Annotated in this window: 17 protein-coding genes; 13 read left to right on the top strand and 4 right to left on the bottom strand. The window is 65.5% G+C overall.

The window, feature by feature from the left end; genetic code table 11:
- Positions 1–113 precede the first annotated feature (113 nt).
- Genes VFG49_RS09190 through VFG49_RS09165 form a run of 6 tightly spaced genes read left to right on the top strand, consistent with a single transcriptional unit; the run spans position 114 to position 7,121 of the window.
- The gene (locus VFG49_RS09190) at positions 114–1,109 is read left to right on the top strand and encodes a MoxR family ATPase (protein ID WP_324859682.1); all 996 of its coding nucleotides are present in this window, start codon (positions 114–116) and stop codon (positions 1,107–1,109) included.
- Positions 1,106–2,038 carry a DUF58 domain-containing protein gene (locus tag VFG49_RS09185; protein WP_324859680.1) on the top strand — a complete coding sequence of 311 codons (933 nt, stop codon included), beginning with the start codon at positions 1,106–1,108 and terminating at the stop codon, positions 2,036–2,038. The genes VFG49_RS09190 and VFG49_RS09185 overlap by 4 nt, the downstream gene beginning before the upstream one ends.
- Positions 2,038–2,571: a DUF4381 domain-containing protein gene (locus tag VFG49_RS09180; RefSeq protein WP_324859678.1), complete on the top strand. Its 534-nt coding sequence runs from the start codon at positions 2,038–2,040 to the stop codon at positions 2,569–2,571. The genes VFG49_RS09185 and VFG49_RS09180 overlap by 1 nt, the downstream gene beginning before the upstream one ends.
- Positions 2,564–3,544 carry a VWA domain-containing protein gene (locus VFG49_RS09175; protein WP_324859676.1) on the top strand — a complete coding sequence of 327 codons (981 nt, stop codon included), beginning with the start codon at positions 2,564–2,566 and terminating at the stop codon, positions 3,542–3,544. The genes VFG49_RS09180 and VFG49_RS09175 overlap by 8 nt, the downstream gene beginning before the upstream one ends.
- On the top strand, positions 3,541–5,442 hold the full coding sequence (locus VFG49_RS09170) for a VWA domain-containing protein (protein WP_324859674.1): 1,902 nt from the start codon (positions 3,541–3,543) through the stop codon (positions 5,440–5,442). The genes VFG49_RS09175 and VFG49_RS09170 overlap by 4 nt, the downstream gene beginning before the upstream one ends.
- Positions 5,439–7,121, top strand: coding sequence for a BatD family protein (locus tag VFG49_RS09165; RefSeq protein WP_324859672.1), 1,683 nt, complete (start codon positions 5,439–5,441; stop codon positions 7,119–7,121). The genes VFG49_RS09170 and VFG49_RS09165 overlap by 4 nt, the downstream gene beginning before the upstream one ends.
- Here VFG49_RS09165 and VFG49_RS09160 read toward each other — a convergent pair.
- Positions 7,105–7,626 carry an O-acetyl-ADP-ribose deacetylase gene (locus VFG49_RS09160; protein WP_324859670.1) on the bottom strand — a complete coding sequence of 174 codons (522 nt, stop codon included), beginning with the start codon at positions 7,624–7,626 and terminating at the stop codon, positions 7,105–7,107. The two genes, VFG49_RS09165 and VFG49_RS09160, sit on opposite strands and share 17 nt — an antisense overlap.
- 67 nt (positions 7,627–7,693) lie before the next feature.
- Between VFG49_RS09160 and VFG49_RS09155 the strand changes: the two genes are divergently transcribed.
- From VFG49_RS09155 to VFG49_RS09145, 3 genes are all read left to right on the top strand, one after another.
- Complete coding sequence (locus VFG49_RS09155) at positions 7,694–8,158, top strand: MarR family transcriptional regulator (protein ID WP_324859667.1); 465 nt, start codon at positions 7,694–7,696, stop codon at positions 8,156–8,158.
- A gap of 304 nt (positions 8,159–8,462) precedes the next feature.
- The gene (locus VFG49_RS09150) at positions 8,463–9,593 is read left to right on the top strand and encodes an efflux RND transporter periplasmic adaptor subunit (RefSeq protein ID WP_324859665.1); all 1,131 of its coding nucleotides are present in this window, start codon (positions 8,463–8,465) and stop codon (positions 9,591–9,593) included.
- Positions 9,594–9,606: 13 nt separating this feature from the next.
- Positions 9,607–12,705 (top strand): efflux RND transporter permease subunit, encoded by a 3,099-nt coding sequence (locus VFG49_RS09145; protein ID WP_324859663.1) that lies wholly within the window; start codon positions 9,607–9,609, stop codon positions 12,703–12,705.
- A 187-nt stretch (positions 12,706–12,892) separates the two neighbouring features.
- On the opposite strand, the gene VFG49_RS09140 is transcribed toward VFG49_RS09145, so the two are convergent.
- From VFG49_RS09140 to VFG49_RS09130, 3 genes are all read right to left on the bottom strand, one after another.
- Complete coding sequence (locus VFG49_RS09140; RefSeq protein WP_324859661.1) at positions 12,893–14,332, bottom strand: M20/M25/M40 family metallo-hydrolase; 1,440 nt, start codon at positions 14,330–14,332, stop codon at positions 12,893–12,895.
- Between the two features lie 169 nt (positions 14,333–14,501).
- The gene (gene mscL / locus VFG49_RS09135; protein ID WP_324859659.1) at positions 14,502–14,918 is read right to left on the bottom strand and encodes a large-conductance mechanosensitive channel protein MscL; all 417 of its coding nucleotides are present in this window, start codon (positions 14,916–14,918) and stop codon (positions 14,502–14,504) included.
- 89 nt (positions 14,919–15,007) lie between these two features.
- Complete coding sequence (locus tag VFG49_RS09130; protein ID WP_324859657.1) at positions 15,008–15,694, bottom strand: fumarylacetoacetate hydrolase family protein; 687 nt, start codon at positions 15,692–15,694, stop codon at positions 15,008–15,010.
- A gap of 214 nt (positions 15,695–15,908) precedes the next feature.
- On the opposite strand from VFG49_RS09130, the gene VFG49_RS09125 reads away from it, so the two are divergent.
- The 4 genes from VFG49_RS09125 to VFG49_RS09110 all read left to right on the top strand — a co-directional run bounded on the left by VFG49_RS09125 (position 15,909) and on the right by VFG49_RS09110 (position 20,405).
- Positions 15,909–17,150, top strand: coding sequence for an efflux RND transporter periplasmic adaptor subunit (locus tag VFG49_RS09125; RefSeq protein WP_324859655.1), 1,242 nt, complete (start codon positions 15,909–15,911; stop codon positions 17,148–17,150).
- A gap of 64 nt (positions 17,151–17,214) precedes the next feature.
- On the top strand, positions 17,215–17,901 hold the full coding sequence (locus VFG49_RS09120) for an ABC transporter ATP-binding protein (RefSeq protein ID WP_324859653.1): 687 nt from the start codon (positions 17,215–17,217) through the stop codon (positions 17,899–17,901).
- Between the two features lie 10 nt (positions 17,902–17,911).
- A complete protein-coding gene (locus tag VFG49_RS09115; RefSeq protein ID WP_324859651.1) occupies positions 17,912–19,078 on the top strand; it encodes an ABC transporter permease in 1,167 nt (388 codons plus the stop codon).
- Positions 19,079–19,085: 7 nt separating this feature from the next.
- On the top strand, positions 19,086–20,405 hold the full coding sequence (locus VFG49_RS09110; protein ID WP_324859745.1) for an ABC transporter permease: 1,320 nt from the start codon (positions 19,086–19,088) through the stop codon (positions 20,403–20,405).
- Positions 20,406–20,418 lie beyond the last annotated feature (13 nt).

Here is a 20,418-nt window from a genome sequence, read left to right as displayed (position 1 = left end):
GTGCTTTCTGCGCTGCTGACCATGCGAGGCGAGGCGGCCATTAGTCATGGGTATTAAACTTCCGCGGCGCGTTAAGGTCTGTCATAGCATTCCCTTTCACGACGGAAGACCCGATGGACATGCCCGAGGCCCAACCCGCAACGCAGCTTCAGGAGGCCTTCCTGCGCGTGCGCGAGCAATTGCAGCTCAGCGTGATCGGGCAGCCGCACCTGATCGATTGCCTGTTGGTCGCGCTGCTGGCCGATGGGCACCTGCTTGTTGAAGGCGCGCCGGGGCTGGCCAAGACCACGGTGGTCAAGGCACTCGCGGGTTGCATCGAGGCGGACTTCCACCGCGTGCAGTTCACGCCGGATCTGCTGCCTGCGGATCTCACCGGCACGGATATCTTCCGTCCGCAGGCGGGCACCTTCGAGTTTGAACGTGGGCCGCTGTTTCACAACATCGTGCTCGCCGATGAAATCAATCGTGCGCCGGCCAAGGTGCAGTCCGCCTTGCTGGAGGCGATGGCGGAAAGGCAGATCACCGTGGGGCGCAGCACCTGGGCATTACCTGAGCTGTTCATGGTGATGGCCACGCAGAACCCGATCGAGCAGGAAGGCACGTTTGCGTTGCCGGAAGCCCAGCTGGATCGTTTTGTCATGCACGTGACGATCGGTTATCCGGACGCGGCTTCGGAGCTGGCGATTCTCAAGCTTGCTCGCGAGCAGGCGCGACGCGTCCTCCATCCGGCACCCGCTCGGCGTCCCAGTCTCACGCAGGCGGATGTCTTCAGCGCGCGCGATGCGGTGCTCGCGGTGCACATGGCGCCTGCGTTGGAGGAATACATCGCGCAACTTGTGCTGGCCACGCGCAATGCCGGCGCCTATGGTCCGGAGCTGAAGCGCTGGATTGCCTGGGGCGCCAGCCCGCGCGGCACCATTGCGTTGGATCGTTGCGCGCGTGCACATGCATGGCTGGCAGGGCGCGACTACACCTTGCCCGAGGACGTGCACGCGATCGCGCACGAAGTGCTGCGGCATCGCGTGCTGTTGAGCTACGAAGCAGAGGCGGAAGGCGTGCGGCCCGATCAGGTGATCACGCGCGTGCTGGACCTCGTGCCCTTGCCGTGAACGCCATCGTTACACCAGCGTCCGAAGGGGATGGCCGCACGCGTGTGCGGCTGGCCGAACTCGTGGGACTGCGGGCACGCGTGGCCAAGGCTGCCTTGCCGCGCCTTGAAAGTCGCGCGATGCGCGCGGGCCGGGAATCCAGCCGTTTATATGGCCGCGGCATGGATTACGCCGAGTCGCGCGTTTACCAGCCCGGCGACGATGTGCGCCGGATGGACTGGCGCCTCACTGCGCGCAGCGGTCGCCTGCACACCAAATTGTTCCAGGAGGAACGCGAGGGACGTCTGCTGGTCCTGCTGGACATGCATGAAAGCATGCGCTTCGGCACCCGGGTCCGCTTCAAGTCGGTGCAGGCGGCCCGTGCGGCCGCGCTCGCCGCCTGGTATGCGGTACGTGCTGGCGAACGCGTCGGCCTGATGGCATTCGGCAACGACCACTGGCTGGTGAAGCCGGCCGGCGGTGTGCGCGGCGCGTTGGCAGTATGCGGCGCGCTGGCAGATTGGGATGCGCTTGCTCGGTCGCCGCGCGGTGAATCGCTATCCGATGCGTTGTTGCGCGCCGGCCGGCTCATGCATGGCGCCAATCGTGTCTTGTTGATCAGCGACGGCTTGAGCTGCGACGAGGCCGCGCGCGGCCATCTGCTGGACTTGTCGGGCAAGGCCGGCGTGCGCGTGCTGGTGGTTGCCGACGCGCTCGAACTGTCGTTGCCGCCGGCGGGGCGTTATCCGCTGGAGCACGACGGAGAGCGTCGCGAAGTCGTGTTGCTCGGCGAGCGCCAGCGTCGCGAATTCAGTGAAGCACTGGGAGCGGGGCAGAGTCGTCTCAACGCCACGGCGCAAAGCCTGGGTATTCCCCATCGCACGATCGACACGGCGGCTGATCCGTTGGATGCCGTCATGGCGCTGCTTGCGCCGGGAGTGCGCCGGTGATGATCGCGCCTCCGAGCAACGGGCCTGCGTTGCGCGACATCCACATCCCCGCGGCGCCATCGTGGTGGCCACCCGCACCGGGCTGGTGGATGTTGCTGGCTCTGCTGATCGCGGGTAGTGGCCTGGCCCTGTGGCGATGGCGTCGGTGGCACCAACGGCGCACCGTCGAGCTTGCGCTGTTGGCGGAAGTCGGCAGCTTGCAGGCGAACCTCGGCAGCCAGCCGCAACAACTGGCTACCCAATGGCACGCCTTGCTTCGCCGAGCGGCCCTGCGCCTGGACGCAAGCGCAGGCACCTATCGCGGAAAGGCTTGGGAACAGCTGCTTTCCGCAGTGGCGCCCGACCAAGGCATGCTTGAGCCCTTGCTTGCGTTGGAGCCAGCCATGTATCGACCCGACGCCTCGTTCGACATGGACGGTACGGCGATAGCGCTGCGCCGATGGCTGCTCCTCGCCTGGCGTTATCGACCCCGGCGAACGCGCCCGTCGCGCAATGCTGCGCCGGCGATCGAGCAGGAGGCGGAGCGTGCCTGAGTTTGCATGGCCATGGGTCGTCGTGTTCCTGCCGTTGCCTTGGTTGCTGCGGCGCTTGCTCCGTGCCGCACCGCCGGGCGAAGCGCTGCATCTACCGCACCCGGGCATTCATCTGGCGACCGTCGAGCGATACGGCAGCGGTGGCTGGCGACGCTGGCTGCTGATGCTTGCGTGGCTCTGCCTGCTGCTGGCCGCCGCACGGCCGCAGTGGGTGGGGCCGCCGCAGGCGCAGCAACGCAGCGGACGCGCCATGATGCTGGCGCTCGATCTCTCGGGCAGCATGCGTACGGACGACATGCAACTGGGTGGCCGTTCGGTCAGCCGGTTTGGCGCCGTGGAAGCAATCGCAGGCGATTTCATTTCGCGACGCAGCGGTGACGAACTGGGGTTGATCCTGTTCGGTAGCCGCGCATTCCTGGTCACGCCACTCACCTACGACCTGGAGGCTGTGCGTGCGCAGCTCAAAGGTGCCGCCGTAGGCCTTGCCGGTACGGAAACCGCCATCGGCGACGCCATCGCCGTGGCGGTGAAGCGGTTGGCCGGTTTGCCCGAGCAGGCGCGTGTGGTGGTGCTGCTGACCGACGGTGTGAACAACGCGGGAAGCATCGCACCAGCCGACGCCGCGCGTGCGGCGCAGGCGGCGGGCGTGCGCATCTACACCATTGGCATCGGTGCCACGGAAATGAGCGTGGCCGACCTGTTCGGCACGCGCACGATCAATCCATCGGCCGATCTGGACGAAGGCATGCTGCGCGCGATCGCCACGCAGACGGGCGGCAGGTATTTCCGCGCCACGGATGCAGACCAGTTGGCCAATGCGTACCGCGCGATCAACGCGCTGGAACCCATGCCGCAACAGGGACCTTCGCTGCGTCCGCGACATGAATTGTTTCGCTGGCCGTTCGCGCTCGCAGTTCTGGCATGGCTGGTGGCCGTAGCCCCGAGAGCGCGCCGACGGGAGTGGGCGCGATGAGCGAGATGTGGCAGCAGTTCCATTTCCTGCGACCGGCATGGCTGTTCGCTTTGCTTGCCTTGCCTGTGCTGCTTGCACTCGCCACGCGACGCAGTGCGGCGCGGGAGTCGTTGTGGCGCCTGGTGGATCCCGAACTGTTGCCCCACCTCCTGCAAGGGCGTGAGCACCGTCGAAATGTGCCTGGGATATTGCTTGCCCTCGGCTGGATCCTGGCCACGCTGGCCATGGCCGGCCCCACCTGGAGCCGCATGGCGCAGCCGCTCTACGCCAAGCGCGCGGCGCAGGTCGTGGCGCTGTCGCTTTCGCAGCACATGCTGGTGCGCGACGTCGCGCCGAGCCGCCTGGACCGTGCGCGCTACAAGGTGCGCGATCTGTTCTCGGCCAATCATGATGGACTCAACGCGCTGGTCGCCTATGCCGGCGAGGCGTTCGTGGTCGCGCCGCTCACCACCGATGCGTCCAGCCTCAACGAACTGCTCAACGCCCTCGCTCCCGACACGATGCCTGCGGATGGCGACAACGCGGCGCAGGCCATCGAACGCGCCGCGACGCTCGTTCGGGATGCCAAGGCCGGTGGCGGTTCCGTGGTGTTGATCACCGACAGCGCGAATGAAGCAGCGAACACAGCGGCACGTAAGGCCCGGGAGTCCGGTGTACGCGTTTCGGTGCTTGCGGTCGGCACGGCGCAGGGTGGGCCGGTGCCGCTCACCGACGAGAGTTTCCAGCGCGATTCGCAGGGCGGTCTTTCCATGGCGCGCCGTGATGACGTCGCTTTGCGGGCATTGGCCACGGCAGGCGGCGGGCGTTTCGTGGCGATGACCGACGATCACTCGGACATTGATGTGCTGCGCGATGAGCTGCGCACCGACGGCACCACCGAAGTGGCTACCGAACAGCAGGGTGATGAATGGCAGGATCGCGGCCCGTGGCTGCTCCTGTTGTTGTTGCCGCTTGCGGCAACGACGTTCCGTCGTGGGTGGGTGATGCTCGCCGCGCTGGCGCTGCTGCCCGCGTTTCCCGGTCCCGCGCGTGCAAGCGACTGGAGCGACCTGTGGCGGCGTCCTGACCAGCAGGCCGCTGCCGCCTTGGCTGATGGCAAGGCGAAGGAGGCCCAGCAACTGGCGCGTGATCCTGCATTGCGCGGTGCCGCTGCGTACCGCGCCGGCGATTACGCCTCCGCTGCCAAGTCCCTGCATGACCTGCCCGGCGCCGATGCGCAGTACAACCTTGGCAATGCGCTGGCCAAACAGGGCGATTACCAGGGGGCGCTGGATGCCTACGGCCGCGCGCTCAAGGCGAATCCGTCGAACGCCGATGCGCTGGCCAACCGCCAGGCGGTAGAGGACTGGCTGAAAAAGCATCCCCGGCAGCCGCCGCGCGAAAAGGGCGCGCAGGATGACAAGGGCAAGGCCGGCCAGGGGCCGTCCACCACGCCACCCGACAATGCGCAGGGCCAGTCCGGCCAGCAGCAGAATCGCGCCCCCCAGAATGGCGACCAGGGACAGGATTCACGCAAGGCACGTGGCGAAGGGCAGGGCAGCGGCAACGACCAGCAGGCGAGCGGACGCAACCAGCCCGGCAAGCAGCCTGACGAATCGCCAGGCATGAAGCCACCCACGCCCGAGGAACAGGCTGCGCAGCAGGCGCGCGAACAGCAGGCGCAACAGGCCCTGCAGAAGCAGATGGATCAGGCGCTGGGCAAGGAACGCTCGCGCCAGCCTGCCACGCATGAGCTGGGCGCGATTTCGGCCGACGATGCGCAGTCGAAGTTGCCCGCCGACGTGCGACAGGCGCTGCAGCGGGTGCCGGACGATCCGGGGTCGCTGCTGCGGCGCAAGTTCGACCTTGAATACCGACAGCGCCATGGTGCCAGCCCGTCGGAGGACGATTCCCAGTGAAGTCGCGTTGCCTGCTTGTTCTGGTCTGCCTGCTGGCATGGTGGTGGCCCTTGCTGGCGTCCGCCGTCGACGTGCAGGCCACGCTCGACCGCAACCGCGTGGAACTGGGCGAAACGGTAACGCTCAACCTGCGCCTGCAGGATGGCGGCCTCGCACAGACGCCCGACCTTGGCGCACTGTCGCGGGACTTCGCCGTGCTCGGCTCGTCGAGCAATACCAGCATCAGCATCATCAACGGACGGCGCTCCGCGCAGGTCACCGTGGGCGTGGCGCTGCGGCCGCTGCACACCGGCACGCTGCGCATTCCCGCGCTCTCGTTCGCCGGCGGCATGACAGCACCGCTGGACCTCCAGGTGGACGAACCTGATCCGCGCGCCGCCGCCTCTGGCCGTAAAGACGTCTTTCTCGAAGCCGTGGTCGATCCGCAGGGCGGCTACGTCGGTCAGCAGCTGGTCTACACGCTGCGACTGTTCTTCGCGGCCGACCTGACCAATGGCGCGCTGGAAGATCCCCAGCTGGCAGGCGTGGACGTGCGCCGCCTGGGCAACGAGATCAACTATCAGGCCGAGCGTGGCGGGCGGCGCTACAACGTCATTGAACGCCGCTACGCGCTGACGCCGCAACGCGAGGGCCATCTGGAGATTCCGCCCGTCGCGTTCCAGGGCGACATGGTGAGCATGGCCGACCCCAATGCCTTCTTCGGCAATGGCACGCCCGTATCGGCATCGTCGCCGGCCGTGGCGATCGACGTCCAGCCGGCACCTGCGCAGGCCACCGGCACATGGCTGCCGGCACGTGACCTCGCCCTGAGCCTGGATGGCGGTCCCTCGCACGGCGACCTGCGCGTGGGCCAGCCCTTGAACCTGATGATGAGCGTGCAGGCGACAGGCCTGCCCTACGAGGCATTGCCGGCCCTGAGCCTGCCTTCGCTGGATGGCGCGACGGTCTATCCCGACAAGCCGGCCAATGCCACCCACATCGAGGGGCAGTGGCTGGTCGGCCGCCGCCAACAGGGCTTCGCTATCGTGCCCAATCGCCCCGGCACGCTCACCATTCCGGAAACCACGCTCACCTGGTGGAACGTGGTCTCCCGGCAAGCCGAGGTCGCGCGCATCCCTGCGCAGACCTTCAACGTATTGCCCGCGTTGGGTGCCCCCGCAGCGGCGACATCGGCCGCGGTTTCGGAACCCGGCACCGTGCCGACTGCCTCCGCCGTGCCGCCAAGGACGCAGGGCTTGCCTTGGCGCTGGATTGCGCTGGGAAGCGTGGGCCTGTGGCTGCTCAGCATCGGTGCCTGGTGGTGGCTGCGTCATCGCGCGCGTGCCGTGCCGGCAGAAGGCACATGGGAAAAGGCGACGCCTCCGCGCCTGCGTGCGAACTTCCTGGCCGCGGCGCGTGGCGGAAATCCTTCGCTGCAGGCGAGTGCCTTGTTGCAGTGGGCTCGCGCGGAACGGCCCGGTGTGCAGAATCTCGGTGACCTGGCGCGACTGCTGGCGTCCGTGCCTCAGCAGGATGCCATCGGCGCATTGCAGCGCCGGCAATACGCGGGCATCGACGAGCCGGGTCTCGGCGACAGGTTGGCCACGGTGTTCCGCAATGGCTTTTCATGGCGCGGCAAAGGCGATACCGGCGACGCATCCCCCTTGCCACCGCTGTATCCGTTCAACGTCCACCGTTGAGCGCGGTTCGCCAGACCTCGGCCATCGCATCGCTGAAGCAGCAAACCTGCACCTGCACGGAGCGATCGAGCAAGACCTCGCCTAGGCTCTGCAGCGCCAGCGGAGCCGCCAGTTCCGGCGGATAGCCGTAGATGCCGCAGCTGATGGCGGGAAAGGCGATGGATTTCACGCCGTGCGCGAACGCCAGTGCCATGCTCTGCCGGTAACAGCTGGCAAGCAGCGCCGGTTCGCCGCGATCACCACCCCGCCAGACCGGACCGACCGTATGGATGACGTACCGGGCCGGCAAGCGGAAACCGGGCGTGATGCGCGCTTCGCCAGTGGGACAGCGGACGCCGGGTTCCACTTGTGGCAGGCTGCGGCATGCATCCAGCAGTTCGGGCCCTGCCGTGCGATGGATGGCGCCGTCCACGCCACCGCCACCCAGCAGGGTCGTGTTCGCGGCGTTGACGATGGCGTCCACGCCCAGCTGCGTGATATCAGCGGTAATGACCTGAATGGACATGGCTTCGTGAGAATTTGCGACGTATGCTTGAGGTTAGATCCGGCCCATGCGAACCGACATCACATCCATGACTAAAGCGGAAGACATTTCCTTTGGCTATCTGCTCAACGATGTGACTTTGCTCTTCCGCAAGCACTTCGACAGACGTGCCGTGAAATTCGGGTTGACCCGTGCGCAGTGGCGGGCCACCAAGATGCTTTATCACCGCGAAGGCCTGCGCCAGACGGAGCTGGCCGAACTGCTGGAGATGGAACCGATCGCCGTGGGCCGCGTCATCGACCGCCTGCAGGCTTCGGGTTTCGTCGAGCGCCGCCCTGATCCGAAGGATCGCCGCGCCTGGCGCCTCTACGTGACGGACCAGGCGCGCGGCGTCATCGCCGACATGGAAGAGATTGCCCTGGGCCTGCGCAAGGACGCCACGCGCGGCATCACCGTCGCCGAGATGCAGCAGGCCATGGATACGCTCAATCGCATCAAGGAAAACCTGCAGGCTCTCGACGGCGGCGCGCTGGCCGAGGATGGCGAATCCTGAGCACGTAGCGGCCGCTTTCGCATGCTTTTGCGGCTGCCGGTTGTGACAACGTGATGACCTCGCGCCGCCTCGCGCGCTATGCAGTGACATGACCTGGCGCCTTGCGTGCTTCCTGCCGCAAGAGGAATCATTTGCCAAGTGCTGTCGGTCGTGCAGGGTACATGCGCCGCGTGCATCACAATGGCCGGCGCGACGCATCGTGAAGGAGCGGATGCGGCGTCCTAAGTGACAGACATCGCAACCGCCATCGCGGCATGACGGCGCATGGGAAGTGCGTTGCCCGCGATCGACGGTCGGAGAACTCATGCAGCGAATGTCCCCCAAGAAAATTTTCCTCCTGATCGCCGTGCTGGTGGCGGTCGTGGTGGCCGTGCAATGGTTTCGCGGTGGCGGCCGCACTTCGGCCAAGACGCCGGCGGCGCCAGCGACCGTGCCGATCAAGGTGGCGGATGCGCATCGCGGCGATCTCGACCTCACGCTGAAAGTCATCGGTCGCGCAGAGGCGTATTCCACCGTCAACGTGCAGGCGCGCGTAAGCGGCCAGCTGCAGGCGTTGATGTTCACGCCCGGTGGTCACGTGAAACAGGGCGAGACTATCATCCGCATCGATCCGAGCCTGCTGCAGGCGCAGCTGGACCAGGCGCTGGGCAACCTCGCCAAGGACGAAGCACAGCTGCAGAACGCGCAGACCATCCTCAAGCGCTACGAGCCGCTGTTGGGCAAGGGTTACGTCGCGCAGTCCGATTACGACACCTACAAGGCCAACGAAGGCGTGTATGCCGCGTCGGTGAAGGCCGACAAGGCAGCGGTGGAACTGGCGCGCACGCAGCTGAGCTACGCGCAGATCCAGGCGCCGTTTGACAGCATCGCGGGCGCGCCGCTGGTGTATCCGGGTGCGCAGGTCACCGGGAACGATACCGACATCGTGGTGCTCAACCAGATCCGCCCGATCCACATCACCTTCTCGGTGCCGGAGACGGGCCTGGCGGGCATCAAGTCGGCGATGGATCGCGGTGCCGTGCCGGTGAGTGGCACCATTCCAGGTACCAAGGAAGCGCCTTTCCAGGCGCAGCTGGATTTCATCAACAACGCGGTGGACACGACCACCAGCACCATCCAGTTGAAGGCGCGCTACGAAAACAGCGACGACAAGCTCACGCCCGGCCAGTTCGTCGAAGTGGTGCTGCCCACCACGCGCCTGGCGAACGTGGTGACGGTGCCGGTGGTGGCGTTGCAGAACTCCCCGTTGGGCAGCTTCGTGTTCGTGCTCAACGCCGACAACACGGTGCAGCAGCGCATCGTCACCGCCGGCCCCAGCAGCGGCTCGCAGATCGTGATCGAGAAGGGCCTCAACGGCAACGAGCGCGTGGTGACGGACGGACAGTTGCTGCTCGTGGACGGTGCGCACGTGCGCATCGTGACCGGCAACGGTTGAGCGGGCGAAACCTATGAACCTGCCTGCACTCTGCATCCAGCGGCCGGTGATGACCACGCTGCTGATGATTGCGCTGCTGGTGTTTGGCGTGGCGGCGTATCCGAAGCTGCCCGTCAACGAACTGCCCAACGTGGACTTCCCCACCATCACGGTGAACGCCAGCCTGCCCGGCGCGGCGCCCGAGACGATGGCCACCGCCGTGGCCACGCCACTGGAAAACCAGCTGTCGACCATCGCCGGCATCCAGTCGATGACCTCGACCAGCGCGCTGGGCTCGACCTCGATCACCATAACGTTCGAACTGGACCGCAACATTGATGGCGCCGCGCAGGATGTACAGGCGGCCATCTCCGCCGCTCAGCGCCAGCTGCCGACCAACATGCCGACGCCGCCCACCTTCCGTAAGGTGAATCCGGCCGACGCGGCCATCATCTATCTCACCTTGCGCTCCCGCACGCAGCCGTTGTCGGTGGTGGACGATTACGCCGAGACGCAGCTGGCGCAGCGCCTGTCGACGATCGACGGCGTGGCGCAGGTGAACGTCTATGGCTCGCAGAAGTATGCGGTGCGCGTCAGCGTGGATCCGCAGAAGCTGGCGGCCAGCGGCATCGGCATCGACACGGTGCAGAACGCAATCGCCAATGCCAACGTCAACCTTGCCACGGGTTCGCTCAATGGCAACCGGCAGCTGCTGTCCATCCGTTCGGACGGCCAATTGACGAAGGCCAATCTCTACAACAGCATCATCGTTGCGTATCGCAACGGTGCGCCAGTGCGGCTGGCCGACCTCGGCAAGGCCGAGGACAGCGTGCAGAACGACCAGGTGGCGAGCTGGTACAACGGCGAGCGCGCGATCGTGCTGGCCATCCAGCGCCAGCCGGGTTCCAACACGGTCGCCACCATCGATCGCATTCGCGAGGTGCTGCCCACTTTCGAGGCCACGTTGCCGCCGTCGATCAAGCTGGCCGTGCTGTACGACCGCTCCGAGTCGATCCGTGCCTCAGTGAACGACGTGCAGTTCACCCTGCTGCTGGCGGGTGTGCTGGTGGTGCTGGTGATCTACCTGTTCCTGGGCAATGCATCGGCCACGCTGATTCCGGGTCTTGCATTACCGGTATCCATCGTCGGCACGTTCGGTACGATGTTCGCGCTGGGCTACAGCCTGGACAATCTCTCGCTGCTGGCGCTGACCCTGGTGGTCGGCTTCGTAGTGGACGATGCCATCGTGATGCTCGAGAACATCGTGCGCCATGTTGAAGACGGCATGGACCCGTATGAGGCCTCGCTCAAGGGCGCCAGCGAAATCGGCTTCACCATCTTCTCGATGACGCTGTCGCTGGTGGCGGTGTTCCTGCCCGTGATGTTCATGGGTGGCATCGTGGGCCGCCTGTTCCACGAGTTCGCCGTGACGCTGAGCGTGGCGATCCTCATTTCCGGCTTCGTCTCGATCACGCTTACGCCGATGTTGTGCAGCCGTTTCCTGCGCCATGCCGAGCACGAAAAGAAAGCCCGCGTCGTGCTGTGGTTCGACGCCGGCTTCGAGCGTGTGCGCCGCGGCTACGTCAGCTCGCTGGGTTGGGCGGTGGGTCATCCGCGCATCATTCTCGGGGCGTTCTTCGGCAGCCTGCTGCTGACCGGGCTGCTGTTCGTGGTGGTGAACAAGGACTTCATTCCGGCGGGCGACTCCGGGCAGCTCAACGTCAACGTGGAAGGGCCCGACGACATTTCCGTGCGCGCGATGGGCGACCGCCAGCAGGCGTTGTCGAAGATCGTTGCCGACGATCCGAACATCGAGGCCTATATGTCTTCCGTGGGCGCGGGCGGCGCGCGCACCACCACCAACAACGGTTCGCTGCTGCTGCGTCTCAAGCCCGCGAGCGAGCGTGAGCTGGACCCCAACGGCATCATCCAGGAGTTGCGCCAGAAGTTTGCGCAGGTGCCGGGCATTCGCGCCTACATCCAGAATCCACCAGCGATCCAGATCGGCGGCCGGCAGTCGAAGGCGCAGTACCAGTACACGCTGCAATCCATCGATACCGATGCGCTGTACGCATGGTCGGGCAAGGTCATCCAGGCCTTCAGCAAACTTCCGGGCTTTCAGGATGTCACCAGCGACCTCGATCTCAACGGTCCGTCGGTGCGCGTGAACGTGGATCGCGACAAGCTGGCCACGCTCGGTCTCACCATGGACCAGGTGCAGAGCGCGCTGGGTTCGGCATTTGGCGCCAACCAGATTTCCACCATCTACGGTTCGTCATCACAGTACTGGGTGATCCTGCAGGTGTACTACGCGCTGCAGAACGACACGGACGTGCTTTCGCAGCTCTATGTCACGTCCAGCAGCGGCACGCTGGTACCGCTCAACGCGGTGGCGACCTTCGAGCGCAAGCCGCAGGCGCTCACGGTGAATCACCAGGGACAGATCCCGGCCGTGACGGTGTCGTTCAACCTCGCGCCGGGCGTCAGCCTGAGCCAGGCTGTGCAGAGCATCGACGGCGCGATGAAGCGCATGGATCTTCCCGCGTCGATCACCGGCAGCGTGCAGGGCACGGCGCAGGCGTTCCAGGATTCGATGCAGGGCATGGGCTTGCTGCTGGTGCTCGCGTTGTTCGTGATCTACCTGGTGCTGGGCATTCTCTACGAGAGCTTCATCCACCCGCTGACGATCCTCTCGGGCCTGCCTTCCGCCGGCGTGGGCGCGTTGCTCACCTTGATGATCTTCAACGCGCCGCTGGATCTGTTCTCCTTCGTGGGCATCGTGATGCTGATCGGCATCGTGAAGAAGAACGCGATCATGATGATCGACTTCGCACTGGAGCGGCAGCGCAGCGAAGGGCTTGAGCCGGCCAAGGCCATCGTCGAAGCGTGTCACGTGCGCTTCCGCCCGATCATGATGACGACGATGGCCGCATTCGCCGGCACCTTGCCCATCGCGCTTGGCCTGGGCGCCGGTGCGGAAACGCGTCGTCCCCTTGGCTTGGCGGTGGTCGGCGGCCTGCTGGTATCGCAGGTGCTGACGCTGTACCTGACGCCGGTGATCTATCTCTATCTCGATCGCTTGAGCGAACGGTTCTCGCGCAAGGGCAAGATGAAGCGGGCCGAGGCCACCTGACGTCCGAGCCGGGTTTGTGGGAGCGCACCCTGCGCGCGACCGCAGAGTCACGATGGTACGGCGCCAATCGGCAGTCGCGATATTCCGCCAGGCCCGTCGCGCACAGGGTGCGTTCCCACAATGAAAGAAGGCTCAACAAAAAGGGCGGCCCGTGGGCCGCCCTTTTCTTGTCGCTATCGCGCGCGGATCAGTCTTCCGCGCCGTCGCTCTTGAACGCGTTCGGTGCCGAACCGAAATCGCCATCGGCCTGCGCGGCCATGTACGAGAACGCCGCATACACCGCCACGTTCTGCGCCAGTTCCTTCGGATCGATCTTGTCGAGCGTGTCGTTGGCGGTATGGTGGTAGTCGAAGTAGTCGGTGCCGTCTTGCGTGAGGGTGAGCGCCGCCATGCCCTTGGCGTGCATCTGCGAAAGATCGGAACCACCACCGCCCGGGCGCTGCGCGTCATAGGCCACGCCGATCGGCTCCAGCACCTTGGCGATCTGCTCGATGGCGCCGCGCGCCTCGGGCTTCACGCTGGCGCTCATGCGCCACACCTTGCGGGCGCCGAAGTCGGACTCGGTGCCGAGCTGGAACTTCGCCACTTCCGCGCCGTGCTTGTCGGCGTAGGCGCGGCCGCCCCACAGGCCCATTTCCTCGTTGGCGAACGCGATCACGCGAATGGTGCGGTCGGGGCGTTGCGGCATGTCGTGGATCAGCTTGCCGGCGGCCATGGCAATGGCCACACCCGCGCCATCGTCGATTGCACCGGTGCCCGGATCCCACGAATCGAGATGGCCGCCGATAGCCACGACCTGGTCGGGATGCTTCTTGCCGGTGACTTCGCCGATCACGTTGGCGCCGTGATAAGTGCCGGTGATGCCGCAATCGAGTTCCAGCTTGAGCGTGACCGGCTTGCCGTAAGCCACGATGCGCGTCAGCTGGTCCGCATCGGGGTTGGAAAGCGCGGCGGCCGGGATGGCTTCCTTCGGATCGCGGAAGCCGGTAACGCCGGTGTGCGGCGTGCGGCTGTTGGCGTCGGTGCCGGCCGAGCGCAGCAGGAAGCCTGCAGCACCCATCTTCGAGGCGATCACCGGGCCGCCCACGCGCACCGCGGAACCAATGCCGTAGTCATGGCCGTCCTTGTGGCGTTCCATGCGCACGTCGACGTAGACGATCTTGCCCTTCACGCTGGCCGGATCGGCCTTCTTCAGCGCTTCCAGGCTGTCGAAGCGCACGACTTCCGCGGTGAGGCCGCCCTTGGGCGTGCCGGCGGAATAGCCGAGCGCGATCAGGTCCAGCGGCTGCGGGAACGGGCCGACGATCTGGGCATGCTCGCTGCGGCGCTCCCACAGCGGATAGCTCACTTCCTCGGTGTAGACCTTGTCGAAGCCCAGTGCCTTGAACTTGGCGATGGCCCATTCGCGGCCACGCGCATCGGCCGGGCTGCCGGCCAGGCGCGGGCCCACTTCCGTCGTTACCGAGGTCACGATGTCGTAGGCGGTATTGTCGGCCATCGCCTTGTCGCGCAGTTGTTCGGCCGTCTTTACGGCTGCAGCGGGAACGGTGGTCTGGGTCGCGGCGCTGGCGGTGCCGATGGCCAGCATCAGGCTGGCGGCAAGCAGGGAAAGGGGGATGCGGCGCATCGAAAGCTCCTTGGGCGGAAACCGCGATTATCGCGTGCCCGGGAGACGCCGCTTAGGCCAGAAGTCATGGGGTGGAGCGAAAGTGAGTCAATAGGCGAGAAGTGAGTCAAGAGGAGTGAGAGAGAGCAGGCTGCGCTTCTCTCACTTCTCGTTTCTCACTTCTCACTTTTCACTTCTGGCCCTGCGTCTTGAGCAGATCGCGGATCTCGGTGAGCAGCACCACGTCGGCCGGCGGCGGTGCGGGTGCGGCCTCCTCGCGGCGGGTCAGCCGGTTGATCGCTTTCACCACCATGAAGATCGCGAACGCAATGATGATGAACTGGATCAGTGTGTTGATGAAGTTGCCGTAGCCGATCGCGACTTCGGCGATCTTGTGCGCCGGGTCGCTGTTGTCGGCGGGCTTGAGCACCCATTTCATCTGGGAGAAATCGATGCCGCCGGTGATCAGGCCGATCGGCGGCATGATGATCTGGTCCACCAGCGAGGTGACGATCTTGCCGAACGCGCCGCCGATCACGACACCGACCGCCAGGTCGATGACGTTGCCGCGCATGGCGAATTCCTTGAACTCTTTGAGCATGCTCATGCTTCTCTCCCTGGGCTTGATGGCAGGGAGACTCTAGCGCAGGCACATGTGAACGCGACAGCAGAGCGCCGTGGCGCCCTGGCGCAAGTTCAGGCGACGCGGCCTTCCAGCGTGGCCACGCCGGCCAGTTCGGCGTGGAACTGGTCGCCGCGCTTCAGGGCAGATACGCCTGCCGGAGTCCCGGTAAAGATCAGGTCGCCTGCTTTCAGTTCGAACAGCGTCGACAGGATCGCGATGATCTCGGCCACGCCGTGCACCATGTCACCCAGGCGGCCGTGCTGACGCTGCTCACCATTGATGATGAGCGTAAGCGCGGTGTCGCCATCGAGCCTTGCCTCGGAAGCCGGGCGCAGCGCGGAGACCGGGGCGGAATGATCGAAGGCCTTGGCGACATCCCAGGGATGGCTCTTGGCCTTGGCCACCGCCTGCAGGTCGCGACGGGTCAGGTCCAGACCGACGCCGTAGCCCCACACCCGCGCCAGCGCCTGATCGGCGGGAATGTCCCGGCCGCCGGCGCTCAGCGCCACCACCATCTCCACTTCATGGTGGAGGTCGGCCGTGGCCTGTGGATAGGGCACATCGGCGCCATCCGTGACCACGGCGTCGGCGGGTTTGCAGAAGAACAGCGGCGTGTCCTTGTCCACCGTGGCGCCCATTTCGCGGGCGTGCTCGGCGTAGTTGCGGCCGATGCAGAAGATGCGGCGGACCGGAAAGCGCTGGTCACTGCCGATGATCGGCAGGCTCGGGACAACGGGGGCGGGAATGGCATAGGACATGGTCCGGCAAGGGTATCACCCCCGGTGAACCATGACAGTCGGCTGTCACGTCAGCTTTTTTCGGCGCGGTCTTGCGGGTACAACGAGCCGTTTTCCGGCGCGCGGGTGACAGCTGTCATTGCGGACGGCTGATGGGGCGCTCTGGCGATGGCACGGCCACGCCAGCATCGTAAGCATCATCAAGGAAACCGGCGGGGTCCGGCAGGGAGAGCTTGTGGCGAATGCGGAACTGTTGAAGGAACTGCGCATAGAGAAGCACCAGCGCGAGGCGCATGGCGATGGGCCGGGACGTTGGCCATGGATCGTCGGTGGCATCGTGCTGGTCTTGCTGCTGGCGTCAGGCGCGGGATGGTTCCTGCTGGGGACGCGCGCGATCGAAGTGCAGACGGCACAAGCGCAGTCGCCCGCCAACAATGCCTCGGCTGGCGCAGTGCTTCAGGCGACGGGCTATGTCACCGCGCGCCGCCAGGCCACGGTGTCGGCGCAGATCACCGGCACGCTCACCCACGTCCTGATCGAGGAGGGTGACCATGTGAAGCAGGGACAGATCGTGGCGCGCCTGGACGACTCGCAATACCGGGCCGCGCTGGAAGCGGCGCGCACGCAGGCGGCTGCGGCCCACGCCCTGGTCGCGCAGTTCCAGGCGCAGGCAGCGCAGAACCAGCGGGACGCGGTGCGCATGGAATCGCTGGCCGAGAAAGGGCTGGTGGCCAAGCAGAGTGCGGAGCAGGCGCGGACGCTGGTGGACAGCACGCGCGCGCAGCTGCTTTCGCAACAACGCAACGCGGCCTCGGCTGATGCGCAGGTGGTGGAGGCGCAGGTCAACTTCGACTATTGCGTGATCCGTGCGCCGTTCGATGGCGTCATCACCACCAAGGACGCGCAGGTGGGTGAAATCGTCTCGCCGTTCTCCGCGGGCGGCGGCTTCACGCGCACCGGCGTCGGCACGGTAGTGGACATGGATTCGCTGGAAGTGGATGTCGACGTGAACGAGGCCTACATCGGTCGGGTGAAGCCGAACATGCCGGCGGAAGCCGTGCTCGATGCGTATCCGGACTGGAAGATTCCGGCCCACGTGATCGCCATCGTGCCCGCGGCCGATCGCGGCAAGGCCACGGTGAAGGTGCGCGTGGCGCTGGAACACAAGGACGGGCGCATCGTGCCGGACATGGGCGTGCGCGTGTCCTTCCTTGAATCGAAGCAGGCACAGCAGTCTGTGCAGGCGCCTCAGGGTGCGCTGGTGCCCGCGGCTGCGATCGGGCAGCGCGATGGCCACGCCGTGGTTTTCCTCGTGCAGGGCGACAAGACGGTACAGCGAGGCGTTGCGCCGGAATCTGGCCAGGGCGACCTGCGCCTGCTGCCGGCCGGCGTGCAGCCGGGCGACACGGTGGTGGTGTCGCCGCCTGACACATTGAAGGACGGCGCGCGGGTGACGACCGCCAAGCCGAAGGATTGATGCAGCGAATGATCGGGCGCACCGCGATGCGCGGCGCCACGCCAATCGAACCAGGAGCAAAAGCATGAGCACATTGATCGAAACCCGCGACCTCTCCAAGGTGTACGAGCGCGGCAAGCAGAAAGTGGAAGTGCTGCATCACATCAACCTCGATATTGCCGAAGGCGATTTCCTCGCTCTGATGGGCCCCTCGGGCTCGGGCAAGACAACCCTGCTCAACCTCATTGGCGGTCTCGATACGCCCAGCGGTGGCAGCATCACGGTGGCCGGCCAGCGACTGGACCAGTTGAACGGTGGCGCCCTCGCCAAGTGGCGCGCCTCGCACGTGGGCTTCGTCTTCCAGTTCTACAACCTGATGCCGATGCTCTCGGCGCAGCGCAACGTGGAACTGCCGCTGCTTCTCACCAAATTGTCCGCAGCGCAGCGGCGCAAGAACGCTTCCATCGCCCTGCAGCTGGTGGGCCTGGACGAGCGTGCTTCGCACAAGCCCAGCGAACTGTCCGGCGGTCAGCAGCAGCGCGTGGCGATCGCCCGCGCGATCGTGTCCGATCCCACGCTGCTGGTGTGCGATGAGCCCACGGGTGACCTGGATCGCCAGTCGGCGGAGGATGTGCTGGGCCTGTTGCGTGTGCTCAATCGCGAACACGGCAAGACCATCGTGATGGTCACGCACGATCCCAAGGCCGCCGAGTACGCCAACCACACCCTGCATCTGGACAAGGGCACTCTGGTCGAACAGGCCATCGCGTGAGGATGCGGCGATGAAATATCTCCATCTCATCTGGGCGGCGCTGTTTCGGCGCAAGGCCCGCACGATACTCACGCTGGTGTCTATCATTGCCGCGTTCCTGCTGTTCGGCATGCTCGACGCCGTGCGTACCTCCTTCAATCAGGCGGGGCAGAGCGCCAACGGTGCGCAACGCCTGCAGACGGGCTCCAAGCTCTCCTTCATCCAGACGCTGCCGCAGTCGCTGGAAGCACAGATCCAGCAGGTGCCAGGCGTGAAGATGGTGACGTACGCGAACTGGTTCGGCGGTGCCTACCAGGATCCGCACAACCAGGTCTTCAGCTTCGCGGTGGAGCCCAACTACATCGACCTCTATCCCGAGATCGAAGTGAGTGCCGCCGAGCGCAAGGCCTTCGACGATACGCGCACGGGCGTGCTGGTCGGCGAGAAACTGGCCAAGCGCTTCAACTGGAAAGTGGGCGACAAGATCCCGATGCAGTCGACCATCTTCCCCAATCGCCAGGGCAGCAAGAACTGGACCTTCGACGTGGTGGGCATCCTTCATTCGAAGGACAAGAAGGCTGGTGGCTTCTACGACCAGATGCTGCTGCTGCACTGGAAATACTTCGATGAAACCACGCCGTTCAATCGTGGCACCGTGGGTTGGTACGTGACGCGCGTGACCGATGTGAACCAGGCCGATCGCGTGGCCAAGGCCATCGACGCGATCTCCGCCAATTCCGATCACGAGACGCGCACGCAGACCGAGCAGGCGGCCACCGCCAACTGGATGAAGCAGCTGGCGGACATCGGGCTCATCGTGGGATCGATCATGGGTGCGGTGTTCTTCACCCTGCTGCTGCTGTCGGGCAACACCATGATGCAGGCGGTGCGCGAACGCACCAGCGAGCTGGCCGTGCTCAAGACGATTGGTTTCTCCAACCGTAGCGTGCTTGGCATCGTGCTGGCGGAATCGGTGCTGTTGCTGTTGCTCGGCGGCGTGATCGGGCTGGGGCTGGCTGCGCTGATCGTGCCCGCGGTGAGCGCAGGCAGCGGCGGCATGCTCAATCTGCCGAGTGTCGGCGCAAACAGCTGGATTTTGGGACTGGTGCTGATGATCGCGATCGGGTTGCTGGTGGGCGCGTTGCCTGCGATCCGCGCCATGCGCCTGAACATCGTCGATGCATTGGCCGGACGCTGAGGGGCGCATCATGAATTTCCTGATCAATTTCCTGTTGCTGGTCCTGGTCGTGGCGGTGCTCGCGGCGTGGATCGTGTTGCCCTGGCAGGGCGCCTTGTTGCTTGCCGTGCTGTTCGCGGCGTGGTTGTTCTTCACCCGACGTGGACGCCAGGCCTTGTCGGTGGCCAGCGTGGGCATCAGCACGCTTGGGCAACGCCTTGGCTCATCCGCCGTCATCGTGATCGGCATCGCCGGCGTGGTCGGCGTGCTGGTGGCCTTGCTTGCCATGGGTGAGGGTTACGCGGAAACGTTGCGCAAGACCGGCAGCGCCGATACGGCCATCGTCATGCGTGGCTCATCGGCATCGGAGGTGATGTCGGTGCTGGACCACGACAGCGTCACGCTGATCCCGCAGGCACCCGGTATTGCGCGTGATGCGAAGGGTCAGGCCATTGCTTCGCCGGAGTTGGTGGTGGCCGCGAATCTTCCGCTCAAGGGTGGTACGGCCGATGACGAAGGCAGCGTGCAGTTGCGCGGTGTGAGCGACCAGGCATGGGCGGTGCGTCCCAACGTGAAGATCGTCCAGGGTCGCAACTTCCAGCCAGGCATGCGCGAGCTGATCGTGGGCAAGGGTGCGGCCAAGCAGTTCGCAGGGCTGGAACCGGGCCACATGATTCGCCTGGGCAACCAGCAGTGGACCGTGGTCGGCGTGTTCTCGTCCGGCGATGCGATGGATTCGGAAGTGTGGGGCGATGCCAGCGTGGTGGCAGACACCTATCGCCGCGGCAGCAGCCGCGCCTCGGTCACGGTGAAGCTCACCGATCCGAAGGCCTACGACGCGTTCAAGGCTTCGCTGGATGGCAACCCGCAGCTGAAGGTCGATGTCAGCACCACCATCGATTACTTCAACAAGCAGTCCGAAGGCATGACCAAGGTGATCCGCGTCATGGGCATCACGGTGGGCCTGATCATGGCCATCGGTGCGATGTTCGGTGCGCTCAACACCATGTTTGCGGCAGTGGCGGCACGTGCGCGCGAAATCGCTACCTTGCGCGCGATCGGCTTCCGCGGTTTGCCCGTGGTAGTGGCAGTGATGCTGGAAACGATGCTGCTGGCCCTTATCGGCGGCATCATCGGCGGCGTGCTCGCCTGGCTGATCTTCAACGGCTACAGCGCATCGACGCTGGCGGCTGGCACGGTGGGCAAGCTGAGTTTCGAGCTTCGGGTGTCGCCCGCGCTGTTATGGACAGGCCTGAAGTGGGCGCTTGCGATCGGCTTCATCGGCGGTATCTATCCCGCGATGCGCGCGGCGCGCTTGCCGGTGACGACGGCATTGCGCGAGTTGTGATGGGGTCGGGGGG

Source organism: Dyella sp., from assembly GCF_035685885.1.
In the GTDB taxonomy this organism is placed as follows: Bacteria; Pseudomonadota; Gammaproteobacteria; order Xanthomonadales; family Rhodanobacteraceae; genus Dyella.
Note: the sequence above shows the minus strand (reverse complement) of the source record. Positions and strands in the feature narration are given on the sequence as shown.